A 22,258-nucleotide genomic window follows, 5' to 3' on the forward strand; every position below is an offset into this window, starting at 1 on the left:
CAGGGCTGCTGGCCTACGCGGGAACCACGCCACCGCGTGGGCCAGCAGCGTCACCTGATGGACGCTGGATCACTGGAACTGGGTGAAGAAGCTCCAGGCCAGCGCCGGGACCCAGGTCCGAGGCCCGCTGTCGCCACCGGCCCCATCCTGAGGAGCAGCGATGTGACCCCCGTCGAAGGCAGCCCACGTCATCGGGTACCCGGACTGGCAGCCCGAGTAGTTGGTGACGATGTGCGTGAGGCTGCCGGCCGACGGTTCCCGAGGGCTCTGCGCAGTGCAACCGTTGTTGCGGACGAACCTGTCACGCAACGCGCGTCCGCTGGCGATGTTGTCGCTGATGCCGTGTACGCCCAGGTAGGCGACGGGCTGGGTACCGCCGCTGCACCCACTGAGTTCCCGGGGCGCGGACTGGACGACCACCGCTCGGAAGACGTTAGGTCGGGCGCAGGCGAGGGCGAAACTCATCGCGCCGCCGTAGCTGAACCCGATGGAGAAGCGCTGGCGCGTGTTGACACAGAGAGCGGACTCGACCCGGCTGAGGACATTGTCGATGAAGGTGACGTCCTCGCCACCGGTGTTGGCCCAGCCGTTGCCGATGCCCTGGGGCGCGACGAAGATCGTGCTGTTGTTCGCCAGCCGTTGCAGGCCGTAGTAGGACCAGGTGTTGCGATCCACCGTCTGGCCGGTGTCCACGTCAACCGCCGTGCCGCCCCACCAGTGCAGGCCGAAGACCAACCGGTACGGGTTGTTCTGGTTGTAGGTGGCGGGGATCCGCAGGATGAAGCTTCTGTTGGTGCCGTTGCTGGTGATGGTGTGCGTTCCGCTCGCGATGCCCGGGGCCTTGCCGCAGCCCGAGGTGCCGCCGCCCGGCGGCGGGTTGGTGGGAGTGGTGCCGCCGTCGACGCGGACCAGCTGCCACTGCTGGTTCGCGCCGCCCCAGTCGTCGTACTGCACGATGTTGCCGCCGTCGGCGGTCGAGGCGTTCTGCACCTCAAGCGCCTTGTTGGAGTTGCGGTTGATCAGCCTGACGTGACCGCCGTCGGAGTCGGCCAGCCGGAACTGCTGGTTGGTCCCGTTGTGGTCGCTCCACTGCACGATCGACGCGCCGTTGGCGGTGGAGAAGTTGTACACGTCGAGCACCTTGCCCGAGTGCCGCGAGCGCAGCCGGTAGTAGCCGCCGCCGGAGTCGACGAACTGCCACTGCTGCCAGTTCCCGTCGTTGCGGGCCCACTGGGTGATCCGCGCACCGTCGCTGGTGGCCATGTTGTACAGATCCAACGCCTTGCCGCTGTTGCGGTTGGTCAATACGTACCAGGCGGTGGTGTCGACAGTGGCAGCCGAGGCGGGCGTGGCGTTGACGATCGCCATCGCGCTGGCGGCGAGCACCACGGCCACGGCAGCGGACAGTCCGGTTGTCAGGCGTCGTCTGGTGGAAGAGGGGGTACGGGGGTTCGCCGTGCTTGTCATGGATTGCTCCTTGGGTGCGAACTCAGGCTCGTGACCACTGCATGCTGGTGGCGGAGCCGCATGTCCGTTGTTCCAGCGCGGCGCCGGCGGTTGTCGAGCCACCCACCACGTTCAGGCACTTGTTGCTGTTGGCGTTGACCAGGTTGTAGTAGCCGTTGCCGGCTGAGCGCCAGCTGAACACCTGGTTGAGGCCGTCATGGCAGGTGTACTGGATGATCTGTGCCCCGTCTGCGGTGGAGAAGTTGTTGACGTCGACGCACTTGCCGCTGTTGACGCTCTGCAGGCGTACGTTGCCGTTGCCGGCGTCCAGGAAGCGCCACTGTTGCCAACTGGCCCCGTTACTTGACCACTGACCGATCACGGCCAGGTCGTCGAGGTTGGGCCACTGGACGTCGATCACCTGTCCACTGTTGCGGTTGATGATCCGGTAGGACGGCGTCGAGGTGCCGCCGGCGGTGAACTGCCACCAGTCGACGTTGAACAGGTTGCCCGAACCGCCGGTGAACCGCAGGTACAGGTCACGGGTGCCGGTCGCGCCGCTGATCGCGCAGGAGGTGTCGACCCAGGTCTGCCAGCCGCCGGTTCCCGGCACCCGGCAGGTGCCGACCAGGGGGCCCGTCGCGCTGTCGAGGCGTACCTCGATGTTGCCGCCTGCGGCTGCCGAGGCCACCCGGGCGGTGAAGGAGCTGGCACCCGTACCGAACGCCACGCCCTTGACCTTGATCCAGTCGCCGTTGTCGATAGACCAGACGTTCATGCCTCCGCTGCTGGCGCGCTCGGTCTCGATGCCGGAGTTCCAGGCGATCGTCTCGGCCTCCTGGCGGACGAAGGGGTTGAGCGTGCCGACCTGTGGAGGGCCTGTGGTGGTCATGTTCATCGACGGGATGGTCCCGTCGGCCCGATAGGTGAACTGCTCGACCGCGACCGAGCGGGTGAAGCCGCCACCGCCGGGCAGGGCGCCGTTGTGATAGAAGAAGTACGATCTCCCGCTGAAGTCGACGATTCCGGGGTGGTTGGTGAAGCTGGATCCCTGCCGGGGCATGACCGTGCCGCGGTAGGTCCACGGTCCGGTGGGGCCGGGGGCGGTGGAGTAGGCGATGAACTCGCCGCAGCACTCGGCGGCCCAGATCATGTAGTAGGTGCCGTTGCGCTTGTAGACCCAGGGGCCCTCCTCGTAGAGGGTGGGTCGGCTGGGGTTTCCGGTGCGGGTGCCGAACCCGGCTGTGGTCAGCGGGATCTGGGTCAGGCCGCCCGAGAAGGAAATCATGTCGCTGTTCAGCCTGACGTACCACAGGTTGGGGTTGCCCCAGTACAGGTAGGCCTGGCCGTTGTCATCGATGAACGCGTGGGGGTCGATCTCGCCGTTTTCGAGGAGCGGGCGGCCGAGGGCGTCCCGGAACGGGCCGGTGGGGCTGCTGGACACGCCGACCCCTATGGCCATCCGCCCGGTGGCACGGTTCTTTACCGGCACGTACCAGTAGAACTGGTTGTTGCGTTCGATGACATGACCGGCCCAGGCGTCGGCACTCGCCCAGCTGAAGGTGGCGAGGTTCATCGGCACGCCGTGGTCGGTCCAGTTGACCATGTCAGCGGAGGAGAAGACCCGCCACTCCCGCATCGTGAAGTAGGTGGAGCCGTCCTCGTCGCGACCGGTGTACACGTACACCCGTCCGTTGTGGACAAGCGGTGCGGGGTCAGCGGTGTAGATGTGTTGAACTATCGGGTTGTCCGCCTTGGCGGTCTCGGTCGGTAGCACCGCCACGACGGCGGTGCAGATTCCCAGGAGCAGTGCGAGCGCACCGCGCACGGCGCGGCGACTCGCGAGCAGGCTGTCCACTGTTGTCGTCCTCACCTCGTCGTCGTCAGGAGTCAGGGAGTACGTCCGCGCGGCACTACGAGGTGACGCGGAACGTGGCGTCCTGCCGGTCTGCGGCGGGGGAACCCGCGCTGAGCTGGTCGATGCGCAGGACGTAGCCGGCGTGCCTGAGGTAGCGGTCCGGGAAGTTGTACGAGCGGAACGACGACCACGCGCTGTCGGCCAGGCCGGCGGTGCGGTAGAAGGTGGCGTCGGCGCGGAAGGTCGAGCTGCCGTCGTTCGCGGCGAGCTGCGCGACGTAGCCGCTGTGCCTGATGAAGTTGCCGGGTCGATTCACCGACTCGAACGAGACCGCGGCGGAGTCCGCCAGGCCGGGCACCATCCGCCACAGCTGGTCCTGGTGCGGGTCGAAGGGGTACGGGTCGATCCGGATCGCGTTGCTGCTGTGCCGGACGAAGTAGTCGGGGAAGTTGGAGGACTTCAACCGGACCCAGTTCGGCAGGCCCCATCGGTTGACCGCGTTCGTGTACTCGGCGTCGGTGATGCCGACGATCGAGCCGTGCTTGGAGTTCAGCGGTGGGGTGTAGTCGCGCTGGTTCGCCACCGACCACGAGTTGCCGCCTACGTTGTTTGTGGACCAGAGGTACATGTCGTTGTTGATCGGGCCGAAGGAGTCGCCCCAGAGCCACCACCCGCCGGCGTCGTTGCGTGGGACCAGGTGTGCTCCCTCGATCGCCGTGCCCTGCCGCAGCCCGCTGGTGTAGGTGGTGAAGCTGTTCGGGGCACCGCTGCTGGACCGCGCGCCGTACAGGTTCCCGTTGGCGAGGTTCTTGTAGAACATGTACGTCACACCGCCACTGACCCGGATGTCGGCGTCGAGCACCGGAAAGCCGGGGCTGAAGTAGGTCTGTGGCGCGCTCACCGTGCGGAAGTCGCTCGTGTAGTTGATCAGGAACAGGTCGGTCGTGGTGTTCGCCGAGTAGACGATGCCGTACTGACCCCGTGCGGCGTCCCAGAAGACCGTCGGCGCCCAGGTGTGCACGTTGCTGTAGGTGTGCATCTGGATCCTGCGGTACCCGGTGAAACTGGTCAGGTCGGTCGAGTCCCAGACGTGCAGGTACTGACTGTTGCGGCCGAAGTTGAGGCCCCGGAGGTCGGTGGCGACCACCACGAAGGTGCCGTCCTGCTTGCGGTAGATGTACGGGTCGCGTAGGCCGAGGTCGCCCTGGGTCGGCGTGACTACGGGATTGTTCTGGTTCAACGGGCTCCAGTTGAGACCGTCCCGGCTGACCGCGAGGTGCAGGCCGTAGCTTGACGCCGACTGGTTCGGCGTCTCGGTGAAGTAGGTGTTGAGGTACGCGGTGTTGGTCGCCGCGAGGGCCGGATGTGGGCGGACCGCCAGCCCGGTCGCGGTGAAGGCGGTTGTGGCTAGCGTTCCCAGGGCGAACTGCCGTCGGGTTAATGCCATGGCGATGACCTTTCTGACTGCGTCCATCCGCTACGAGTCGATGGACGTGCAGGAACTCCCCGTGCCGGAGGGAAAGATTCCGCATGGATCGATGTGAGCGCTAACATACAGCTCTGTTAATGGCGTGGCAAGCCTGTCTTCACTGCTTTGACGCACCACGGAAATGCGGATGAAACAGCTGATCCCGCAGCACCCACGGCAGGCGTCGTTGCATCTACGATCGGCCGGTGGCCTACCCCCTCGACCGCATCGCCCTCATCTCCGACGTCCATGGCAACCTGACCGCGCTGGAGGCCGTGCTCGCCGACATCGACGGACGTGGCATCGAGCGGATCTTCAACCTCGGTGACTACGTCGGCAAGGGGCCGCGCGGTCGGGAGGTGATCGAGGTCTGCCGGGAGCGCTGCGAGGTCAACATCCTCGGCAACTGGGACGACTTCCTCCCCGACCCGGACCGGACCTACGACAGCGAGGCGATCGCCTGGTGGCTGGCGCAGCTCGCTGACGGCCAGGGGGAGTGGCTGCGCGGCCTGCCGTTCAGTCACGACTTCCTGCTGAGCGGGCGACGGGTCCGACTCTTTCACGCCTCGGCGACGAGCGTGCACCGTCGGGTCCGGTTCGACCACGACGAGGCCGAGTTCCTCGGCATGTTCGCCAACACTCCGGCCACCGGCGACGGACCGGCGCCCTCCGTCGTGGGCTACGGCGACACCCACGATCCGTTCTACGAGGTGGACCGCGAACGCCGCACCCTGTTCAACACCGGCAGCGTCGGCAACGCCATGGACGATCCGACCCCGGTCTACGTGATCCTCGAAGGTGTTCTGGGGTCCGAGGTCGACGCGCCGTTCTCGATCCAGTTCGTCCGGGTGCCGTACGACGTCGAGGCCGAGTTGGCCGTGGCGGCCCGGTTGGGCATGCCCGAGCTGGCGGGATACGTCTCCGAGCTGCGGCACGGCATCTACCGGGGCGAGATGCACGCCCCGGGCGGGCCGAAATACCACAGGCAGCCGAGACCGCGACAGCCGGCGGCGTGACCGGTCCGGAACCACGGACCGTACCCCGTCATGGCGAGAGCGTCGGGTCGAGCATCTCGATGAGGTGCTCGGCTGCCGCCGCCGTGTCGTAGTCGGGGTCGTGGAGCTGCTCGGCGACGATCGCGTCGATGCCACCACCGACGATGATCGCCGTGGTGCGGGCGTCGGTGTCGCCGTTGCCGCCGCGTGCGGCCCGGGCCGCGCTGATGAGCTCGGCCAGGGGGCGCCAGCGGGCGGCCGGATCGCTGTCGCCGTCGTCGTGCACCATCGCCTCGATGATCATGCGGGTGTGCCGCGGATGCTCCCGTAGGTGCCCCACCATCGACCTGACGTACGCGGCGGGCCGGCTCGCCGCGTCGGCGGCCTCGACCGTACCGGCGACGTCTGCGACGAGGGCGGCGAGGGCGTGCTTGTGAGCAGCGCGTACCACGGCGTCCTTGGTCGGGAAGTGGTAGAGCACGGCGGCCTTCGTGATCCCGGCGCGCTCGGCGATGGCGGCAAGTGAGGCACCGCCGTAACCCCGGTCGGCGACCAGCTCGATGGTGACCTCGATCAGTTGGGTGCGGCGGGCGCGCTCGATCAGGGTCAGTTCGCCCGTCGCGCCCTCTCGTCTCCTTGTCACCCGCCGGATTCTACCGTACGGTCGAAAAATCTACCGATCGGTTAGGAGCGTGTCATGCGGACCAGGCTGATGAAGGCTCTCAACCGGCTGCGGCCCAGGTCACGATGGCTGCGCCTGGTCCTGGCCGGGCTCGCACTGATCGCGCTGGTGGTCACCTTCGCCATCCGCCAGCCCGCTCCGATCGGTCACTGGGACGGCGCCGACGGCCAGGACCGGTTCCTGCGGTCCTACACGGAGGCATTCGCCGCCCTGCCCGCCCCGGTGGAGACCATCGACGTACGCACCGACTTCGGCATCGTCCGCGTCTACCGCTTCGCCGGCACCGACGCCGGCACGGAAAGCGGTGCGAACACACCGCTGCTACTGCTGCCTGGGCGGGCCTCGGCCACCCCGGTCTGGGCCGACAACCTGCCCCTGTTGCTGCGGATCAGCGACGTCTACACCATCGACCTGCTCGGCGAACCGGGCATGAGCGTGCAGGAGCGCCCGATCGGCAGCGACGAGGAGCAGGCCGAGTGGCTGCACCAGACCCTCCAGGCGCTTCCGCCTGACGAGTTCCACCTGGTCGGCCTGTCGATAGGTGGCTGGACGGCGGTCAACCTCGCCCTGCACCGGCCGGACCACATCGCGTCGATGGCAGTCATCGATCCGGTGTACGTCTTCGCCGACATGCCGCTCGGCACCATCGTGCGCTCGATCCCCGCCGCGCTGCCCTGGCTGCCGAAGGCGTGGCGGGACAGCTTCAACTCCTACACCGCCGGGGGCGCCCCGGTCGAGGACGAGCCGGTCGCCGACATGATCGAAGCCGGCATGCGGCACTACAAGCTCCGGCTGCCGCAGCCCACCCGGATCAGCGAGGAGCGACTCCGTCGAATCGACCTGCCGGTCCTGGCGATCATCGCTGGGGAATCGGTGATGCACGACGCGCGGTCGGCAGCCGAGACCGCGCGCCGCAACCTGCCCCGTGGCACCGTACGGCTCTACCCGGACGCCTCCCACGCCGTCAACGGTGAACAGCCTGAACGAATCGTCGCCGACATCGCCGGTTTCATCAAGGAGGCGTCCTGACCATCGCGCCACGGCCGGTCCCGCTCGGTGAGCCGTTTGCCCCGGGAAGTCCCGGGTAGTCGCCGTCTCCGACGCGAGGGCGGGAGGACGGGGTGGACGACTACCCGGCGATCGAGGAACACGGCCTGATCGGTGACCTCCAGACCGCCGCGTTGGTAAGCGACGACGGCACGGTGGACTGGTTCTGCGCACCCCGGTTCGACTCGCCGAGCATCTTCGGTGCCCTGCTGGACCGTCGCAAGGGCGGCCACTTCCGGTTCGCGCCGGAGGGGGTCGACTACGTCAGCAAGCAGCTCTACCTGCCGGGCACCCCGATCCTGATCACCCGATTCCTCAGCCGGGACGGGGTGGGTGAGCTGATCGACTTCATGCCCGTGACCGGGGAACGGGCCACCGACCGGCACCGGTTGATCCGCATCGTCCGGGTGGTGCGTGGCGCCATGCGGTTCCGCTTCGACTGCCGACCACGGTTCAACTACGGACGCGACAGGTACGAGCTTGAGGTGCACCCGCACGGCGACGTCTTCCGCAGCGGCGCGCTCACGCTCAGCCTGACCCCCTTCGAGAACCGGGACGATCTGATCGATCGAAGTCGCATCCGGCGCGACGAGGCGGGTGTGCGCGCGACGTACCTCCTCCGCGAGGGAGACGTCGGGGGTGTCGTCCTGGAGACGGCGTGTCCGCACCCACCGCGTCCCATCGACCTGGCGGAGGTGAACGAGCTGCACGACCGGACCGGTGAGTTCTGGCGGCGCTGGCTGGGGCGCTCCTCGTACCGGGGACGCTGGCGGGAGATGGTCGAGCGGTCGGCGATCACCCTCAAGCTGATGACGTACGCCCCCACCGGCGCTCTGGTCGCCGCGCCCACCGCGGGCCTGCCGGAGCAGGTAGGTGGCACCCGGAACTGGGACTACCGGTACACCTGGATCAGGGACGCGTCCTTCTCCGTGCACGCGCTGCTGCGGCTGGGTTTCGGGGAGGAGGCCCGGCGGTACCTGGCCTGGCTCGACAACCGGATCCGGGACGCACACGACGCCGGCCGGCCGCTTCAGATCATGTATCGGGTCGACGGCTCACCCGACCTGCCCGAGGAACTGCTGGGCCACCTGGAGGGATACCGCGGCTCCGCGCCGGTAAGGGTGGGCAACGGCGCGGCCGACCAGCTTCAGCTCGACATCTACGGCGAGGCGCTCAACTCGCTGCACTTCGCCGACCGCAACGGGCTGTTCGTGTCGCACGAGGGGTGGCAGCACACCGCTCGGCTGATGGACTGGCTCTGCGAACACTGGGACCAGCCGGAGGACGGCATCTGGGAAACCCGTTCCGGCCGGCGGGACTTCACCTACGGACGACTGATGTGCTGGGTAGCGCTCGACCGCGCGATCCGTCTGGCGGCAAGCCGTGGACGGCCCGCCGACACCGGTCACTGGACGCAGGCCCGGGACGCCATCTACGACCAGATCATGAGCCGGGGCTTTCACCGGAAGCGGGGCGCGTTCGTGCAGCACTACGACACGGACATCCTGGACGCGTCACTGCTGGCGATGCCGTCTGTCGCTTTCGTCTCGCCGGCGGACCCGATGTGGCAGTCGACGCTGCGCGCCATGGACCAGGCGCTCGTCTCCGACAGCCTCGTCTACCGCTACGACCCGGCTGCCTCTCCGGACGGTCTGCCCGGTGCCGAGGGCACCTTCAGCATGTGCTCCTTCTGGTACGTGCAGGCGCTCGCCGCCTCGGGGCGGCTCGACGAGGCACAGCTCACCCTGGAGAAGATGTTCACCTACAGCAGCCGCCTGGGCCTGTACTCCGAGGAGATCGCCCCGACCGGGGAGCAGGTGGGCAACTTCCCGCAGGCGTTCAGCCACCTGTCGTTGATCAGCACCGCTGTCAACCTCGACAAGCATCTGGACGCGCCGCGCTGATGCCGTCAACCGGGCCTGCAGTCAGAAGAGGGTGGTGGGCTCGACCGGGATCGGGTCGGGCAGCGGCGCCAACCCGGGTACCCGGGCGCGTACCTCGTCATGGAACCGGCGGGCCAGGGTCGGCGCGTCGGCGTTGTCCGGGGTGTGGATGAAGACGGTGGGCGACCGGCCCTGGTGCAGCCAGTCCACGGTCAGGTCCACCCACTGCCGCCAGCCCTCGACGGTGCGCTCCGGATCGTCGCGGCCGAGGTAACGGATGATCGGCCGGTCGGTGAGTGCCACCGTACGTGGCGGCATCCTGGGTTTCTTCGTCCACGCGTCGCGCTCGGCGTCGCTTGTCGGCGGCTCGGCGAAGAACACGGTGGTGTCGAACGGGATCCACTCGGCGTCGGTCTCGGCGAGCGTCGTCTCCAGCAGCCGGGTCGCGCGGGGGTCGGTGAAGAACGCCGGATCGCGCACCTCCACGGCGGGTCGGTGGGCGGCGGGCAGGCGGCGCAGAAACCGGGCGAGCGTGGGTACGTCGTCCGGGCCGAAGGAGCCGGGCAACTGGACCCAGAGGGCGTACGCCCGGGAGCCGAGTGGCTCGATCGCGTCGAGGAAGGCGCGCATCGGCCTGTCCACGTCGGTGAGGCGGCGTTCGTGGGTGACCACCTTCGGCAGCTTGACCACGAAGCGGAAATCAGGGTCGGTCTGCTCCGCCCAGGAGGCGACCGTCTCGCGGGCCGGGGTGGCGTAGAAGGTGGTGTTGCCCTCGACCGCGTCGCACCAGCCGGCATAGTGCCGTAGCCGCTCCTGCGCCGACAGGGGATGGGGGAGCAGTCTGCCCTGCCACGACCGGTGGGTCCACATCGCACACCCGACGTGCAGTCGCATGGCCACGCCGGCCCCTCCAGCCTCGGTACACCGCAGTCGTTCCCGCTGAGCGGCGGGCGATCGGACGTACCGTATCCGGAGGCCGGTTGCCGGACGGCGGGCGGGCGTCGGCACGAGCCCGGGCGGGTCGCCCGACGCCGCCCTGCGCCGTCACCGGCCGGGCTTGTCGCGTCCGACGGCGCCGTCCGACGTGCGGTCGGCGATGAAGTCGAGGACGCGCCTGTTGACCAGCTCGGGACGCTCAAGCGAGAGACCGTGACCGGCACCGCGCACGAGCTCCGCCCGCACCGACGGAATCAGCGCCCGGGCCCGGGCCACCGCCTGCCGTGGTCGTAGCAGCGAACTGCGCTCGGCCACCAGGAGCAGCACCGGTACCCGGATCGCCCGCAGCTCGTCGTCGTCGAACCGGCGGGCGGCAGGACGACGGGTCCGCCAGTGCCGCGCGGCGATCATGACGGGGGCCAGTTGCTCGGCAGACTCGATGAGCGCGTGGTTGGCCAGCCGGTGGGCGAACCAGGCCCGGGTGCGGCGCGGCGCCAACGTGGCCAGGGCACCCGCGAGGACGTTGGCGTAGAACTTGACCGGGACCTTCTGGAGGCCGCCCGGGTCGAGCAGGGTGACCGACGCCAACCGGTCGGGTCGGTGCACGGCCACGGCCAGCGCCAGGAAGCCGCCGTACGACATCCCGACCAGGTGCACGTCGCTCAGGTCGAGAGCGGCGAGCGTCTCGTCGAGCCAGGCGGCGCTCTCGGCCGAGCCCACCACCGGACGCCGTTGCACGCTGCGTCCCGGGTCGTCGATGGTGTCCAGTGCGTAGACCGGGTGGTGCTCGCCGAGCGCGGCGACCTGCGGATACCAGTTCGAGGAGTTGCCCTGGGCACCGTGCAGCAGCACCACAGGTGCGCCAGGCCCGGCACCGTGGCGGTGCACGTGGACGGTCCCGAAGCTCGTCTCGACGTCGAACTCCTGTCGGGGCTGCGGCCAGGACCGCATCGCCACGTCGTACGCCTGGAGGAATCTCTCTCGTGCCTGGTCGTTGACGAACCGTCCGACGCCGGGATCTCTGGTGGCTGTCACCGGGCCTCCCCTCTGCGTTTTGATAGTACGACCGTACAGTACAGTCGTACCATCAAAGCGGGAAGGGTGATGTGGCGCATGCCGAAGCTGGCCGACCACGAGGAACGGCGGGCCCTGATCGTCGCCGCGCTCCTGCGCATCGCGGCGAGTCGAGGTCTGCACGCCGCGAGCATGCGGACGGTCGCGGCCGAGGCGGGCGTCTCGGTCAGCACCGTGCAGTACTACTTCCACACCAAGGAGCAACTGCTCTTCGCGGGGCTGCAACACCAGGCCGAGGCGGTCGGCCGGCGGATCGACGCCGGGCTGGAGGCCAGCGCGACAGCCGGTGTCCGCGACCGCCTGTACGCCTGGTTGGTGCAGCTCATCCCCGTCGACGAGCAGCAACGCGCCTCGTACACCGTCTTCGCCGCCTACCACGCCCTGGCCCTGACCGATCCGGCGCTGGCCGAGCTCTCCTACACCCGAGGTTCCGGGGAGCTGGAAAACGTGCTCCGTGCGCTGCTGGCCGACGCGCAGCAGGCCGGTGAGCTTTCCTCGGCCCGGGACGTCGGCGCCGAGGCGGGCAACCTGCTGGCGCTGGCGACCGGCCTGGCCGACAGCGTGATGGCGAACATGCGCGGGGCGGAGGCTGCGATCGCCCTGTTGCACTATCAGCTGGACCAGTTGTTCGACGCCTGACTCTCCGGTCGGCGGCGACGAGCAAGCCGCGTCTGCGGATGCTCAGCCGGCGGCGGTGCGGTCGACGGTGACGGAGGAGACGCCGCCGGCGGCGTCGATGTCGTAACGGTCCGTCGCGGAGTTCCACGCTGGCGGGGTGAAAGTCGTTCCGCCGGCCACCCCCGAGTGGGTGGTGCCGTCGACGGTGACCGAACCGGCGCCGCCACCGGCGCGTACCTGCACGGGAGCGTCCCCGGCCAGGTGGACGACGACCTGGCTCGCCCCGCCGCCGAGCACTGTCCGCTGCGTCCCCTCCGGTGCGGGCAGCGTCAGTTCGATCCGGTTCGCGCCAGCGGTGAACTCGACGTCGCCGACCCGCGCGCCGCGCAGGTCGAGGTGCTGCTCCTTGGCCCCGCCGTTGAGTCGGACGTGCCAGCGGACCGACTCGGCAAGCACCACCTCCACCACCGCCGGGCCGTCCCGGTCGGTGCCGCGCAGGCTGGTCAGCAGACTCCCGTCGGTGAGCGAGACCGCGGGCCGGACGCTCGCGTCGCGGGGGGTGGACACCCGGTACGCGTCCGCGCCGAGGTCGGCGGTGCCCATCCGGACCACGTCGGCGCCGTCGAGCAGCACGAAGGTGGCCTCCCGCAGGTCGCCGGCGGCGCCGGTGACGACGTGTCCGTCGCGGCCGTCACCCCGGACCGTCACCCACGTCCAGGTGGCCACCACCACGACCACCACGACCAGCAGGATCGCCCCGAGCCACCACCACAACCGCCGCCCGCCGGCCGTCTGAGCGTTCTCCACGTCGCCTCCCGTACATCGATGACCGCACGGGTTACTACCCGCCTGTCACCGACTCTTACGCGCGGCACGCCCGGCGGGCTCACCGCGGGCAGCGCCCGACGTGCTTGCGGGCGCTGCCCGGTTCCCGCGCCGAGCCGGGTCTGGTGGCGGGTGACGTCAGGCTCGGGACCACTTCTGGTTGGGCGTGCCGGCGCAGTCCCACAGTTGCAGCCGGCCGCCGTTGTTCGGGTTGTTGTCGCGGACGTCGACGCAGCGGTTCGCGTTGAGGTTGACCAGGTCACCGGCGGCGTTGAGGGTGAACCGTTGCGCCGGGTTGCCGTTGCAGGTGACCAGGTTGACCTCGGTGCCGTTGGCGGTGCCGGCCCAGGCCGGGTCCATGCACTTGCCCATCGCCCGGATGGTGCCGTCGGCGGCGAAGGTCCAGGCCTGGGCGGCAGTGGTGTTGCAGTCCCAGATCTGCAACGGCGCTCCGTCGACCGGGTTCGCGCTGGGAATGTCGATACACCTGCCGCTCTGCTGCCCCCGGATCCGGGTGGTGCCGGTGTTGCCGTCCGGGACGTAGCTGGAGACCCGCACGTAGTCGACGAGCATCTGCTGCGGGAACTGGGTGCTGCCGTCGGGGTAGCCGGGCCAGTTACCGCCGACCGCCACGTTGAGGATCATGAAGAACGGGTGGTCGAAGACCCAGCGGTTGCCGCCGAGTCGGCTCGGGTCGACCCGGAAGAACTCCGATCCGTCGAGGTACCAGCGGATGATGTTCGGCTCCCAGTCCACCCGGTAGGTGTGGAAGGTGTCCGCCAGCGGCTGCCCGATGGTGCGGCTGCCGGTGATCCCGCCACCGCCGGAGTAGCCCGGCCCGTGGATGGTGCCGTGCACGGTGTTCGGTTCCCGCCCGACGTTCTCCATGATGTCGATCTCGCCGGAGGCCGGCCAGCCGACGTTGCCGAAGTCGTTGCCGAGCATCCAGAACGCCGGCCAGATGCCCTGACCTCGGGGGATCTTGATGCGCGCCTCGAACCGGCCGTACGCCTGACTGAAGGTGGCCGCGGTCAGCAGCCGGGCCGAGGTGTACTCACACCGACCGTAGTGGCACTGGTAGTTGGCCGGGTTCTCCCGGCGGGCGGTGATGACCAGGTTGCCCTGCCCGTCGTGCACCGCGTTGCTCGTGCTGTTCGTGTAGTACTGCCGTTCGTTGTTGCCCCAGCCGTGACCGCCGATGTCGAAGCGCCACTTGGACTGGTCGACGGGGGTGCCGGCCGGCGAGTTGAACTCGTCCTGCCAGGTGATTCCGCCGATCGCGGCGGCGGCCGGTGCGGTCTGCACGGGTAGCAGGAGTGCGCTGGCCACGAGGGCCGCGCTCAGGGCGGCGGCTGCCCGCCGGAGGCTGCGGGAGATGGCGTACACGATGGGATCTCCTCGGGGGTGGAGGGACGGCTGCGCTGGCGAGGCGGGGGTGGAGAGCGCTCTCCAAATCCGAGTCTGTCGATTTCGACAAGATTAGTCAAGGTTGTTAACAGCGATCATCGGCCGGCGCTGGCGCGACGGTGATCGTCAACCTCCGGTTGACGGACGGGAATCGTCAACCTAGAGTTGACGCATGACTGAACCCGTCCAGATGAACAACCCGGTCCGACTCGACGATCTGATCCAGGCCATCAAGCAGGCTCACTCCGACGCGCTCGACCAGCTCTCCGACGCGGTGATCGTGGCCGACCACATCGGTGAGGTCGCCGACCACCTGATCGGCCACTTCGTGGACCAGGCCCGCCGCTCCGGGGCGTCCTGGACCGAGATCGGTCGCAGCATGGGGGTGAGCAAGCAGGCCGCCCAGAAGCGCTTCGTGGCCTCGGCGTTGGATCCGCAGGAAGGCTTCCAGCGGTTCACCCCACGCGCCCGCAACGTGGTGATGGCCTCGCAGAACGAGGCGAAGGCCGCCGGTAACGCCGAGATCTCCCCGGCGCACCTGGTGCTCGGCCTGCTGGCCGAGCCGGAGGCGCTCGCCGCCCGGGCGTTGGCTGCCAGCGGTGTGTCGGTGGAAGCCGTGCGCGAGGCCGCCACGGCGGCGCTGCCGCCATCCTCGGACAAGGTCCCGGACCTGATCCCGTACGACGCCGCCGGCAAGAAGGCCCTGGAGCTGACCTTCCGTGAGGCGCTGCGGCTCGGGCACAACTACATCGGCACCGAGCACATCCTGCTGGCCCTGCTGGAGCAGGAGAACGGCGAGGGCGTGCTCACCGGCCTCGGTGTGGACAAGGCCGCCACCGAGGCGAACATCGCGGCGGCCCTGGCCAAACTGCGGACTTTCGAGTAGCCGATCAGGACTCGACGGGGAAGCCGTACCGGGCGGCGTGCTCCGGATCGGCCGGGTCGATCTGGCGTAGCCCGGCGTCGGCGAGGCGCTTGTTCACCTCGTCGAGTCGTTCCCGCACCAGCCGGCCCTCCTCCTCGGTGACCCGCCCCCGGTGCGGCCGGCCCGCATGCTCGATGGTGCCGTAGTCGATCTTCTCGGCGCCGCGGCGGGTCTTCGGCGGGCGGACCCGCTCCGCGGTCTTCAGCAACTGCGCCATCGGCACGTCGGTGGCCATCGCGTCGAACTCGCTGGCGGTCAGCACCACCCGCCGCGGCTCGCCGTGGCCGTGCCGGTCGTGGATCTCGACCACCGCCACGTCAAGCGCCGCGTCGTCGATGCTCTCCACCTCCACCGGGGTGGCGTCCAGTTGCACGGGCCCGGCCACCAGGTCAGGGTGCTCCAGCACGACGACGCGGACGGCCTCGTCGTCGGCACCCAGCACCGTGCCGCTGAAGTCGGAGACGTGGATCGTCTTCTTGCCCATGGATGTGCCAGCTCCTGTCGTGACCCGTCGAAGGACCAGCAGACGTTACCCGACAGGTGTGCGAAAGCGCGCGCTGGCTCGCCGCGCTAGAGACTTCCTCGGCGCGCCACCCACTCGGTCGGCTGACCGGTGATCGCGGCTATCCGGTCGTAGTCGGCGTCGTAGTGCAGCACTGTCGCGCCGTGCACCTCCGCGGTCGCCGCGATCACCAGATCGGGTAGCCGGAAGTTGCGGTGCTGGCTGTCCGCCGCGAGCATGCGGTGCACCGCGAGAGCACGGTCCATCGCCTCGGCCGTCACATCCATCCATCGGTGGCCGCGCAATGCCTGCCACAGGATCTCGTATCCCTTCGGGTGGGGAGCGTTGTTGAGAAACTCGAGAGCGGCCATGTGGCAGGCCGCCAGCCGCCCCTCGGCCAGCAGCGTCTCGAACCGGCGTCGGACGGCCGGGTGCCTCCCCTGAAGCACGAAGACCGAGGTGTCGGCGAGGTAGACAGCTCCCGCCATCACGCGGCCTCGACGTCACGAGCATCCTCGACGAGTCGACCGAGATCCCGGCCGCCGCCGTAGTGCCACCCCTCGCCGGAGCCGGTGAAGTCCATCTCGACCTGATCGAACGCGGCGACTATTTCCCGCGCCTGGCGGCGCAGGGCGAAGGCGTGCAGGGCGGCGTTGATGGTCGCCACCTTGGTGTCGGTGCCGAGCACCTCCCGGGCGGCCTCAAGCCACTCGTCGTTGACGTCCACGGTGATGCGTGTCATGTGCCGAATCGTACATTCAACTCCCATGCATCGACGCACCAAGTTCGCAGCCGAGTTGGTGCGTCATTGGGGGTTCAGGTGGTGACGTACGGCACCGGCCGGCAGGCTGTTCAGCTCGCACCAGGAGAGCGCGCCGGGAAGGGTGCGGTGACCCTGGTACGGAGCCTGAGCCGGGAACCGGCCTGTGGCTCCGAGGCCGCGCCAGGCGCACCCGGTGTCCTGCTGATAACGGTCCTGCGGCTGTTTCGGCATACCCCCACCGTTCCAAAGAAAGTTGTCCATGTATGGAAATGGATATGACGGTCGATCGATCGTTAAGGTTCCCCGGATCACCCCCACCTACCCGCCGAACTCACCGCGCCGTCGTACGGTGAGCGGCGTCGGCGGTGACGGACCCGGAGGTGTTGATGCTCGACCGGCGGCTCCACCTGCACCTGGCGACCTGGCTGGGACAGTGGCCGGCCGGCCCGGGCCTGCACGTGGTCGGGTCCGGGCGGCGCACCGGACCCGCCTGGGACGGCCGGCCGCGTCCTGCCATCGCGGTTCACGCCGGAGGCAGCGGCGTGCTCTCCGTGGCACCCGACCGGGTGGCGGCCGTGCGCGACCTGGCGCGCCATCCGGATGGTCTGCTGAGCGCCCTGCCCTCGGCTGTCGGATATCCCGGCTGGGCGGTGCACGACGACGTGTTTCGGTGGAGTGTGACGCCGACGGCGCTGCCGGAGGTCGGTGAATGGGTACCGCCCACCACCGCTGGTCTGCCCTCCTGGCTGCGCCTGTTCGACAGGTCGGTGCTCATCGTGCGCGACCACCGGGGCCGCTACCTGGCCGGCGTCGGGATCAAGCGGCATGACCGGCACGGACACGAGTTGGCGGTGGGCACCGTCCCGGCGGCCCGGGGGCGCGGCCTGGCCCGGCGTCTGGTGGCCCAGGCCGCCCGTCGGGTGCTCGACGACGGTGCGGTGCCCACCTATCTGCACGACCGGCGCAACGGCGCCTCGGCGCGGGTCGCGGAGGCGGCCGGCTTCCCCGACCGTGGCTGGCGGTCCTACGGCGTCTACCCGAGCTGACCGCTCACCGGCAGGGCGCGGACCGTGGATCCCGGGCCGGATCCACGGTCCGCAGCCTCCCCCCAGGTCCGCGTGAAGCTCCAGTGCCGATCACGCTACGTATCGAGAACCCGCTCGGCAAGCCGCCGCCACTGTCTCGTTGCTGTCCAATTGTGGACTTGACCTGCGGATAAGCGTGTCGCTCGGTCCGCTTCGGTCAGTGACGCAGGGTGTGAATCAGGCTGACGACCTGTTGGGTCACCGGCCGCAGCACGCGTAGCCGCGACAGCTTCACCAGCCGGTCGACAAGCGGCACCGCGCCGTCGATCAGTCGCCGGGTCCGGGTCTGCCCCGGGGAGCGGTCGTAGACCCAGAAGAGCACCACTCCCATGTAGGCGAGCCAGAGCAGCTCGGGCAGTTGCGGACGCAGTTCCGCGTCGACCTTGGCGGTCGAGCCGGTGAGCACCTCGGCGTAGAGGTCGATGGATGCCTCCCGGGGCCCGGAGGACTCCGCGGAGAACGGGCTCAGCGGCGAGGTGGGCTCCGCGGCGGTCTTGAAGAAGCTTGCCGCGAACTCGTGCGACGGCGTCAGCACGTCGATGCCCGCGTGCAGCACTCCGGCCAGCCGGGCGGCGAAGTCGGATTCGCGGTCGAGCACCGGCTGTGCCGCCGCCCGGTGCTCCGTCTGCGTCCGGGCGTAGAACTCCTGGATCAGGTGTTCCTTCGACTGGAAGTAGTAGTAGGCGTTGCCGACCGCCACCCCGGCCTCCGTCGCGATGGCGCGCATCGTGGTGCGGGCGTAACCACGCTCGCGGAACAACCGCATCGCGGTCTCCAGGATCAGCTGACGCGTCTGCTCGCCCCGGGCGGTCGCCGCCTCACCCGCAGCGGTCGTCGGCACAGTCTGGTCGGTCATTCCGGTCACCGTATCCCGCCGTGCCGCCGGTCGGCTCCGACGACGGCTCACGGACCCGTTCGCGTACCGCGGAGGCGGCGGCCACCACCCGCCGGGCCAGCGGCAGCAGGTGCGGGCGGGCGAGGCGTTGGGCTGTCTCCCGGTGGTCGGCGAGTGCCCACAGGCACGCGAACCAGGCGCCGTCGCCCGCGTACACCTCGCCGGTGTCGGCGATCACCGTGAGATCGCGCAGAGTCGCGTCGTGGTCGAGGCCCGGGAAGCGCAGCCGGGCGGTCACCGAACCGGCTGGCACAAACTCCAGCGGTACGAGCTGGGCCCGCGACGCCAGCCAGCCGCGTGCGGCCCGGCACAGTGGGCAGTGCGCGTCGTAGAGGACGGTGAGGCGCCGGATGCCACCGCCCCCGTGTGCGGTGGCATCCGGCAGTCCCTCCGACCCGCCCCGACCTGGCGTTGTCATCGGGCTGGCGGCGTGGGCGCGGCCGGCGGGTTTCCCTGGCCCGGCGCGGCGGGTGGGTTGCCCTGGCCGGGTACGGCCGGTGGGTTGCCTTGGCCGGGTGCGGGTCCGGTGCGCGGGCCGTGCGGCACGGGCGGGTAGGCGTGCTGCATCGGGAGCCGACCGACCGGAGCCAGGGGCGGATGGGTGGCGAGCTGGCGCAGTCGGTTCCGCCGGTACCGGCCCAGGGCGAAGACGTTGAAGAAGTGCAGGGCGCCGAGCACGAGCAGCACCAGCCCGATCTTCAACGAGAGTTCCTCCATCGCGACGCTCGTCGAGCCGACCGACCCGGAGTGCCGCATCGCCACCGTGACGTAGCCGAGGTTGAGCAGGTAGAAGCCGACCACGAGCAGGTTGTTCACCGCCCGGGCCAGCCGCTCGTCGGCGAACACCTCATCGAGGAAGACCAGCCCGTTGCGAGTGAGCGCCCGCGCCACCCAGACGGTCAGGCCGATGCTGACTGCCAGGTAGACCAGGTACATCCAGACCTTGATGTCCATGTTAAGGCCCCATCTTGAACGCGTTCAACTTGATGGACGTCAGCGTACGGCAGAAATTGAACGCGTTCAAGATGGGCTGGTGTCAGCCGGTCAGACCGAGCACCTCGGCAGCGGCGCGGCCGTTGGCGTGGCTCGCCCCGTAGGTGGTGACGAAGGCCCGCACGCCGTCCGGCCGCCAGGTGGCCGGCCAGCCCATCTCCACCACGGCCACCGGATGCGTGGCGGCCAGCGCGGTTGCCAGCTCCGGGCCGCCGGGTAGCCGGTGCAGGTGGCGGCCGACCAGGACGATCGGGCGGTCACCGGCGCGTCGGCGCAGGTCGGCCGGGTCGGTGACGGCGGCCACCACCCGGATCTGTTCGGCGCCGTTGAGGTGTGGTCCGAGTCCCCACGGCACCCGGCCCTCGGCGATCGTGGAGGTGGCGTGTAGGTGCACCACGAGCGACCGGTCCAGTCCGGTCGGCACACCCTCCACCCGCACGGCTCGGCGGGCCGCCGCGTACCCCAGGTCACTGGGGCTGACCGCGGCGCGGCCGGCGGTCCGGGTCCAGGCGGCGAGTTCCGCGGTGCGGCCGGCGGCCTGTTCGACGCGGGCCCGCTCCAGCCGGCCGTCGCCGAGTGCGGTCACGATCTCGGCGGCGACCCGCTCGACCAGGTCGGCGTCGACAGTGGCGCCGACGCAGAGCAGGTCGGCGCCGGCGGCCAGGGCGCGTACCGCGCCGGGGGCGACACCACCGGCGGCCAGGGCCGCGCCCTTCATCTCCAGCGCGTCGGTGACGACCACGCCGTCGAAGCCGTACTCGTGGCGCAGCAGGTCCACCAGCACGGTACGGCTGAACGTGGCCGGCCCGTCGCCGGTCAGCGCGGGTACCCGGATGTGTGCGGTCATCACCGCCCTGGCCCCGGCGGCGACCACCGCGGCGAACGGGGGCAGGTCCCGGCGGCGCAACAGGTCGGGCGTGACGTCCACGGTGGGCAGTTCGTGGTGGGAGTCGGTCACCGTCGCCCCGTGGCCCGGGAAGTGCTTGGCGCAGGCCGCCACCCCGGCGGCCTGGAGCCCGGTGGTCGCGGCGGCGGCGTGTGCGGCGACGGTCACCGGGTCGGCACCGAAGGACCGGGTGCCGATGATCGGGTTGTCGTCGGCGGTGTTGACGTCGACGGTCGGGGCGAGGTCGACGGTGATGCCGAGGCTTGCCAGTTCGGCACCGATGGCCTGGTAGACCTGGCGGGTGAGGGCCAGGTCGCCGACCGTGCCGAGCGCGGCGTTGCCCGGGTACGGGCTGCCTGTGGCGTGCGCCAGCCGGGTCACGTCGCCGCCCTCCTCGTCGATGGCGATGAGCACGTCGGGCCGGGCGGCGCGCAACGCCGTGGTGCTGGCCGACACCTGCGCCGGCTGGTGGACGTTGCTGCCGAACAGGGTGTGCCCGGCGAGCCCGTCGGCGACCAGATCCACTGCCCAGTCCGGCGGGATCGGCCCCGGGTACGCGGCCAGCAGGGTGCCGAGCGCCAGTCGGCGCAGTCCTGGATCCAGCCCCACGTACTCTCTCCTCTCGATGCCGGCCGGCGAGGATCTCGTACCGGGTCGGTGGAGGGTCGCGTTCCCACGTGGCCGATACGCTACGGCTTACCCGTTCGCCTGTCGGTCTACAGTTACTTAAAAGCTTAAAGGTTAGCAAAGTTTACTAATACTTGAGGACAGATGGCATGAGCGCGACCCGGCTGCCCGGCACCCCACGTCTGTTGCGGGCCCTCAACGACCGTGCGGCGCTGGAACTGCTGCTGGAGCGCGGGCCACTGACCCGGGCCCGGATCGGCGAGCTGACCGGCCTGTCCAAGGTCACCGCCTCGCAACTGGTGGAGCGGCTGGAGGAACGTGGGCTTGTCGCCCGGGTCGGCGAGCAGGCCGGCGGTCGGGGGCCGAACGCCCAGCTCTACGCCGTACGGCCCGGCAGCGCCCATGTGGTCGGCGTGGACGTGGGCCCGGAGCGGGTGGTGGCCGCCTGCGCCGACATCACGGGTGCCGTCATCGGCCGGGTCGAGCAGTCCACCCAGGACACCGACGACCCGGTGGGCGTGGTGCACAACGCGGTCGTCCGGGTGGCCGGCAGCGCCGGAGCGCAGCTGTCGAGCGTACGCCGGATCGTGCTCGGCACCCCCGGTCTGGTCGACCCGGGCACCGGGGACATCACCTTCGCGTACAACCTGCCCCGCTGGCACCGCGGGCTGCTCGCCGCGCTCCGCGACGACCTGGACACCCCTGTCGTCTTCGAGAACGACGTGAACCTCGCCGCGGTGGCCGAGGCGCAGTCCGGCTCGGCCCAGGGCCTGTCGGACTTCGTCCTGGTCTGGGTGGGCGCTGGCGTCGGTCTGGCGATCGTGCTGGGCGGTCGGTTGCATCACGGCAGCAGCGGTGCCGCAGGTGAGATCGGCTACCTGCCGGTGCCGGGCGCACCCATCCCGCGCGACGTCTCGCGCCGGGCGAAGCCGGCCTTCCAGCAGTTGGCCGGCGCCGACGCGATCCGTGCCCTGGCCCGGGAACACGGCTACCCGGACGGTGCCGCCGCCGACGCGGTCCGGGCCGCCATCGCCGACGGCACCTCGGGGGGACCGATGCTCGACGAGGTGGCCCGCCGGCTCGCCCTCGGCGTGGCGAGCACCTGCGTGGTGCTGGACCCGCCGCTCGTGGTGCTCGCCGGGGAGGTGGGCCAGGCCGGCGGGGCGGCCCTGGCCGAGCGGGTGCAGCACGAGGTCGCCGCGATCACTCTGGTGCGCCCCCGGGTGGTGCCCACCGGCCTGACCGAGGAGCCGATCCTGCACGGTGCCCTCCGCACCGCCCTCGACGCCGTCCGCGACGAGGTCTTCGGCTCCACGATCGCCTGACCCCAGATCCTCGGGAGC

23 protein-coding genes are annotated in these 22,258 nt (G+C 69.9%); 7 read left to right on the forward strand and 16 right to left on the reverse strand.

Annotated elements, in window-relative coordinates:
* Positions 1-69: 69 nt before the first annotated feature.
* The 3 genes from Van01_RS01015 to Van01_RS01025 form a co-directional block, all read right to left on the reverse strand.
* On the reverse strand, positions 70-1,467 hold the full coding sequence (locus Van01_RS01015; protein ID WP_203997951.1) for an RICIN domain-containing protein: 1,398 nt from the start codon (positions 1,465-1,467) through the stop codon (positions 70-72).
* 22 nt (positions 1,468-1,489) lie between these two features.
* Complete coding sequence (locus Van01_RS01020; protein ID WP_373306195.1) at positions 1,490-3,229, reverse strand: family 43 glycosylhydrolase; 1,740 nt, start codon at positions 3,227-3,229, stop codon at positions 1,490-1,492.
* Between the two features lie 130 nt (positions 3,230-3,359).
* A complete protein-coding gene (locus Van01_RS01025) occupies positions 3,360-4,751 on the reverse strand; it encodes a glycoside hydrolase family 43 protein (RefSeq protein WP_203997957.1) in 1,392 nt (463 codons plus the stop codon).
* Positions 4,752-4,978: 227 nt separating this feature from the next.
* Here Van01_RS01025 and Van01_RS01030 point away from each other — a divergent pair, with 227 nt between their 5' ends.
* Complete coding sequence (locus tag Van01_RS01030) at positions 4,979-5,788, forward strand: metallophosphoesterase family protein (RefSeq protein ID WP_203997960.1); 810 nt, start codon at positions 4,979-4,981, stop codon at positions 5,786-5,788.
* A gap of 28 nt (positions 5,789-5,816) precedes the next feature.
* Here Van01_RS01030 and Van01_RS01035 read toward each other — a convergent pair whose 3' ends face one another.
* Complete coding sequence (locus tag Van01_RS01035; RefSeq protein WP_203997963.1) at positions 5,817-6,410, reverse strand: TetR/AcrR family transcriptional regulator; 594 nt, start codon at positions 6,408-6,410, stop codon at positions 5,817-5,819.
* A gap of 54 nt (positions 6,411-6,464) precedes the next feature.
* Between Van01_RS01035 and Van01_RS01040 the strand changes: the two genes are divergently transcribed.
* Together Van01_RS01040 and Van01_RS01045 are read left to right on the forward strand one after the other, a co-directional pair.
* Complete coding sequence (locus Van01_RS01040) at positions 6,465-7,478, forward strand: alpha/beta fold hydrolase (protein WP_239098799.1); 1,014 nt, start codon at positions 6,465-6,467, stop codon at positions 7,476-7,478.
* A 92-nt stretch (positions 7,479-7,570) separates the two neighbouring features.
* A complete protein-coding gene (locus Van01_RS01045) occupies positions 7,571-9,400 on the forward strand; it encodes a glycoside hydrolase family 15 protein (RefSeq protein ID WP_203997966.1) in 1,830 nt (609 codons plus the stop codon).
* A 21-nt stretch (positions 9,401-9,421) separates the two neighbouring features.
* Here Van01_RS01045 and Van01_RS01050 read toward each other — a convergent pair whose 3' ends face one another.
* Positions 9,422-10,273 (reverse strand): DUF72 domain-containing protein, encoded by an 852-nt coding sequence (locus Van01_RS01050; protein ID WP_505745405.1) that lies wholly within the window; start codon positions 10,271-10,273, stop codon positions 9,422-9,424.
* A gap of 150 nt (positions 10,274-10,423) precedes the next feature.
* On the reverse strand, positions 10,424-11,350 hold the full coding sequence (locus Van01_RS01055; protein WP_239098800.1) for an alpha/beta fold hydrolase: 927 nt from the start codon (positions 11,348-11,350) through the stop codon (positions 10,424-10,426).
* A 78-nt stretch (positions 11,351-11,428) separates the two neighbouring features.
* On the opposite strand from Van01_RS01055, the gene Van01_RS01060 reads away from it, so the two are divergent.
* Entirely contained in the window at positions 11,429-12,028 is a 600-nt protein-coding gene (locus tag Van01_RS01060) for a TetR/AcrR family transcriptional regulator (RefSeq protein WP_203997970.1), read from the forward strand.
* A 42-nt stretch (positions 12,029-12,070) separates the two neighbouring features.
* Here Van01_RS01060 and Van01_RS01065 read toward each other — a convergent pair whose 3' ends face one another.
* Together Van01_RS01065 and Van01_RS01070 are read right to left on the reverse strand one after the other, a co-directional pair.
* Positions 12,071-12,814 carry a hypothetical protein gene (locus tag Van01_RS01065; RefSeq protein ID WP_203997973.1) on the reverse strand — a complete coding sequence of 248 codons (744 nt, stop codon included), beginning with the start codon at positions 12,812-12,814 and terminating at the stop codon, positions 12,071-12,073.
* A 156-nt stretch (positions 12,815-12,970) separates the two neighbouring features.
* Complete coding sequence (locus Van01_RS01070) at positions 12,971-14,218, reverse strand: glycoside hydrolase family 16 protein (RefSeq protein WP_203997977.1); 1,248 nt, start codon at positions 14,216-14,218, stop codon at positions 12,971-12,973.
* Between the two features lie 193 nt (positions 14,219-14,411).
* Here Van01_RS01070 and Van01_RS01075 point away from each other — a divergent pair, with 193 nt between their 5' ends.
* Positions 14,412-15,125 carry a Clp protease N-terminal domain-containing protein gene (locus Van01_RS01075; RefSeq protein WP_203997980.1) on the forward strand — a complete coding sequence of 238 codons (714 nt, stop codon included), beginning with the start codon at positions 14,412-14,414 and terminating at the stop codon, positions 15,123-15,125.
* A gap of 4 nt (positions 15,126-15,129) precedes the next feature.
* Here the strand turns inward: Van01_RS01075 and Van01_RS01080 are convergent, their stop codons facing one another.
* From Van01_RS01080 to Van01_RS01095, 4 genes are all read right to left on the reverse strand, one after another.
* A complete protein-coding gene (locus Van01_RS01080; RefSeq protein ID WP_203997983.1) occupies positions 15,130-15,648 on the reverse strand; it encodes a hypothetical protein in 519 nt (172 codons plus the stop codon).
* Positions 15,649-15,734: 86 nt separating this feature from the next.
* Positions 15,735-16,154, reverse strand: coding sequence for a PIN domain nuclease (locus Van01_RS01085; protein WP_203997986.1), 420 nt, complete (start codon positions 16,152-16,154; stop codon positions 15,735-15,737).
* Complete coding sequence (locus Van01_RS01090) at positions 16,154-16,408, reverse strand: type II toxin-antitoxin system VapB family antitoxin (protein WP_203997988.1); 255 nt, start codon at positions 16,406-16,408, stop codon at positions 16,154-16,156. Before Van01_RS01090 ends, Van01_RS01085 begins: the two co-directional genes overlap by 1 nt.
* Positions 16,409-16,471: 63 nt before the next feature.
* The gene (locus Van01_RS01095) at positions 16,472-16,660 is read right to left on the reverse strand and encodes a DNA repair protein (RefSeq protein ID WP_203997992.1); all 189 of its coding nucleotides are present in this window, start codon (positions 16,658-16,660) and stop codon (positions 16,472-16,474) included.
* 155 nt (positions 16,661-16,815) lie between these two features.
* Here Van01_RS01095 and Van01_RS01100 point away from each other — a divergent pair, with 155 nt between their 5' ends.
* Positions 16,816-17,475 (forward strand): GNAT family N-acetyltransferase, encoded by a 660-nt coding sequence (locus tag Van01_RS01100; protein ID WP_203998899.1) that lies wholly within the window; start codon positions 16,816-16,818, stop codon positions 17,473-17,475.
* 196 nt (positions 17,476-17,671) lie between these two features.
* On the opposite strand, the gene Van01_RS01105 is transcribed toward Van01_RS01100, so the two are convergent.
* The 4 genes from Van01_RS01105 to Van01_RS01120 all read right to left on the reverse strand — a co-directional run bounded on the left by Van01_RS01105 (position 17,672) and on the right by Van01_RS01120 (position 20,897).
* A complete protein-coding gene (locus Van01_RS01105) occupies positions 17,672-18,370 on the reverse strand; it encodes a TetR/AcrR family transcriptional regulator (protein ID WP_203997994.1) in 699 nt (232 codons plus the stop codon).
* Entirely contained in the window at positions 18,333-18,827 is a 495-nt protein-coding gene (locus tag Van01_RS01110) for a thiol-disulfide oxidoreductase DCC family protein (protein WP_203997997.1), read from the reverse strand. Before Van01_RS01110 ends, Van01_RS01105 begins: the two co-directional genes overlap by 38 nt.
* Entirely contained in the window at positions 18,824-19,363 is a 540-nt protein-coding gene (locus tag Van01_RS01115; protein ID WP_239098801.1) for a DUF4813 domain-containing protein, read from the reverse strand. Before Van01_RS01115 ends, Van01_RS01110 begins: the two co-directional genes overlap by 4 nt.
* Positions 19,364-19,445: 82 nt before the next feature.
* A complete protein-coding gene (locus tag Van01_RS01120) occupies positions 19,446-20,897 on the reverse strand; it encodes a glycoside hydrolase family 3 N-terminal domain-containing protein (protein ID WP_203998001.1) in 1,452 nt (483 codons plus the stop codon).
* A gap of 167 nt (positions 20,898-21,064) precedes the next feature.
* Here Van01_RS01120 and Van01_RS01125 point away from each other — a divergent pair, with 167 nt between their 5' ends.
* The gene (locus Van01_RS01125; protein ID WP_203998004.1) at positions 21,065-22,240 is read left to right on the forward strand and encodes an ROK family transcriptional regulator; all 1,176 of its coding nucleotides are present in this window, start codon (positions 21,065-21,067) and stop codon (positions 22,238-22,240) included.
* Positions 22,241-22,258: the final 18 nt, after the last annotated feature.

This window comes from Micromonospora andamanensis (assembly GCF_016863495.1).
In the GTDB taxonomy this organism is placed as follows: domain Bacteria; phylum Actinomycetota; class Actinomycetes; order Mycobacteriales; family Micromonosporaceae; genus Micromonospora; species Micromonospora andamanensis.

Coding starts and splice junctions, on each gene's coding strand:
- Van01_RS01015 (WP_203997951.1), bottom strand. CDS start 1,467: ATGACAAGCACGGCGAACCCCCGTACCCCCTCTTCCACCAGACGACGC.
- Van01_RS01025 (WP_203997957.1), bottom strand. CDS start 4,751: ATGGCATTAACCCGACGGCAGTTCGCCCTGGGAACGCTAGCCACAACC.
- Van01_RS01040 (WP_239098799.1), top strand. CDS start 6,465: ATGCGGACCAGGCTGATGAAGGCTCTCAACCGGCTGCGGCCCAGGTCA.
- Van01_RS01050 (WP_505745405.1), bottom strand. CDS start 10,273: ATGCGACTGCACGTCGGGTGTGCGATGTGGACCCACCGGTCGTGGCAG.
- Van01_RS01060 (WP_203997970.1), top strand. CDS start 11,429: ATGCCGAAGCTGGCCGACCACGAGGAACGGCGGGCCCTGATCGTCGCC.
- Van01_RS01075 (WP_203997980.1), top strand. CDS start 14,412: ATGACTGAACCCGTCCAGATGAACAACCCGGTCCGACTCGACGATCTG.
- Van01_RS01080 (WP_203997983.1), bottom strand. CDS start 15,648: ATGGGCAAGAAGACGATCCACGTCTCCGACTTCAGCGGCACGGTGCTG.
- Van01_RS01085 (WP_203997986.1), bottom strand. CDS start 16,154: ATGGCGGGAGCTGTCTACCTCGCCGACACCTCGGTCTTCGTGCTTCAG.
- Van01_RS01090 (WP_203997988.1), bottom strand. CDS start 16,408: ATGACACGCATCACCGTGGACGTCAACGACGAGTGGCTTGAGGCCGCC.
- Van01_RS01095 (WP_203997992.1), bottom strand. CDS start 16,660: ATGCCGAAACAGCCGCAGGACCGTTATCAGCAGGACACCGGGTGCGCC.
- Van01_RS01100 (WP_203998899.1), top strand. CDS start 16,816: ATGCTCGACCGGCGGCTCCACCTGCACCTGGCGACCTGGCTGGGACAG.
- Van01_RS01105 (WP_203997994.1), bottom strand. CDS start 18,370: ATGACCGACCAGACTGTGCCGACGACCGCTGCGGGTGAGGCGGCGACC.
- Van01_RS01110 (WP_203997997.1), bottom strand. CDS start 18,827: ATGACAACGCCAGGTCGGGGCGGGTCGGAGGGACTGCCGGATGCCACC.
- Van01_RS01115 (WP_239098801.1), bottom strand. CDS start 19,363: ATGGACATCAAGGTCTGGATGTACCTGGTCTACCTGGCAGTCAGCATC.
- Van01_RS01125 (WP_203998004.1), top strand. CDS start 21,065: ATGAGCGCGACCCGGCTGCCCGGCACCCCACGTCTGTTGCGGGCCCTC.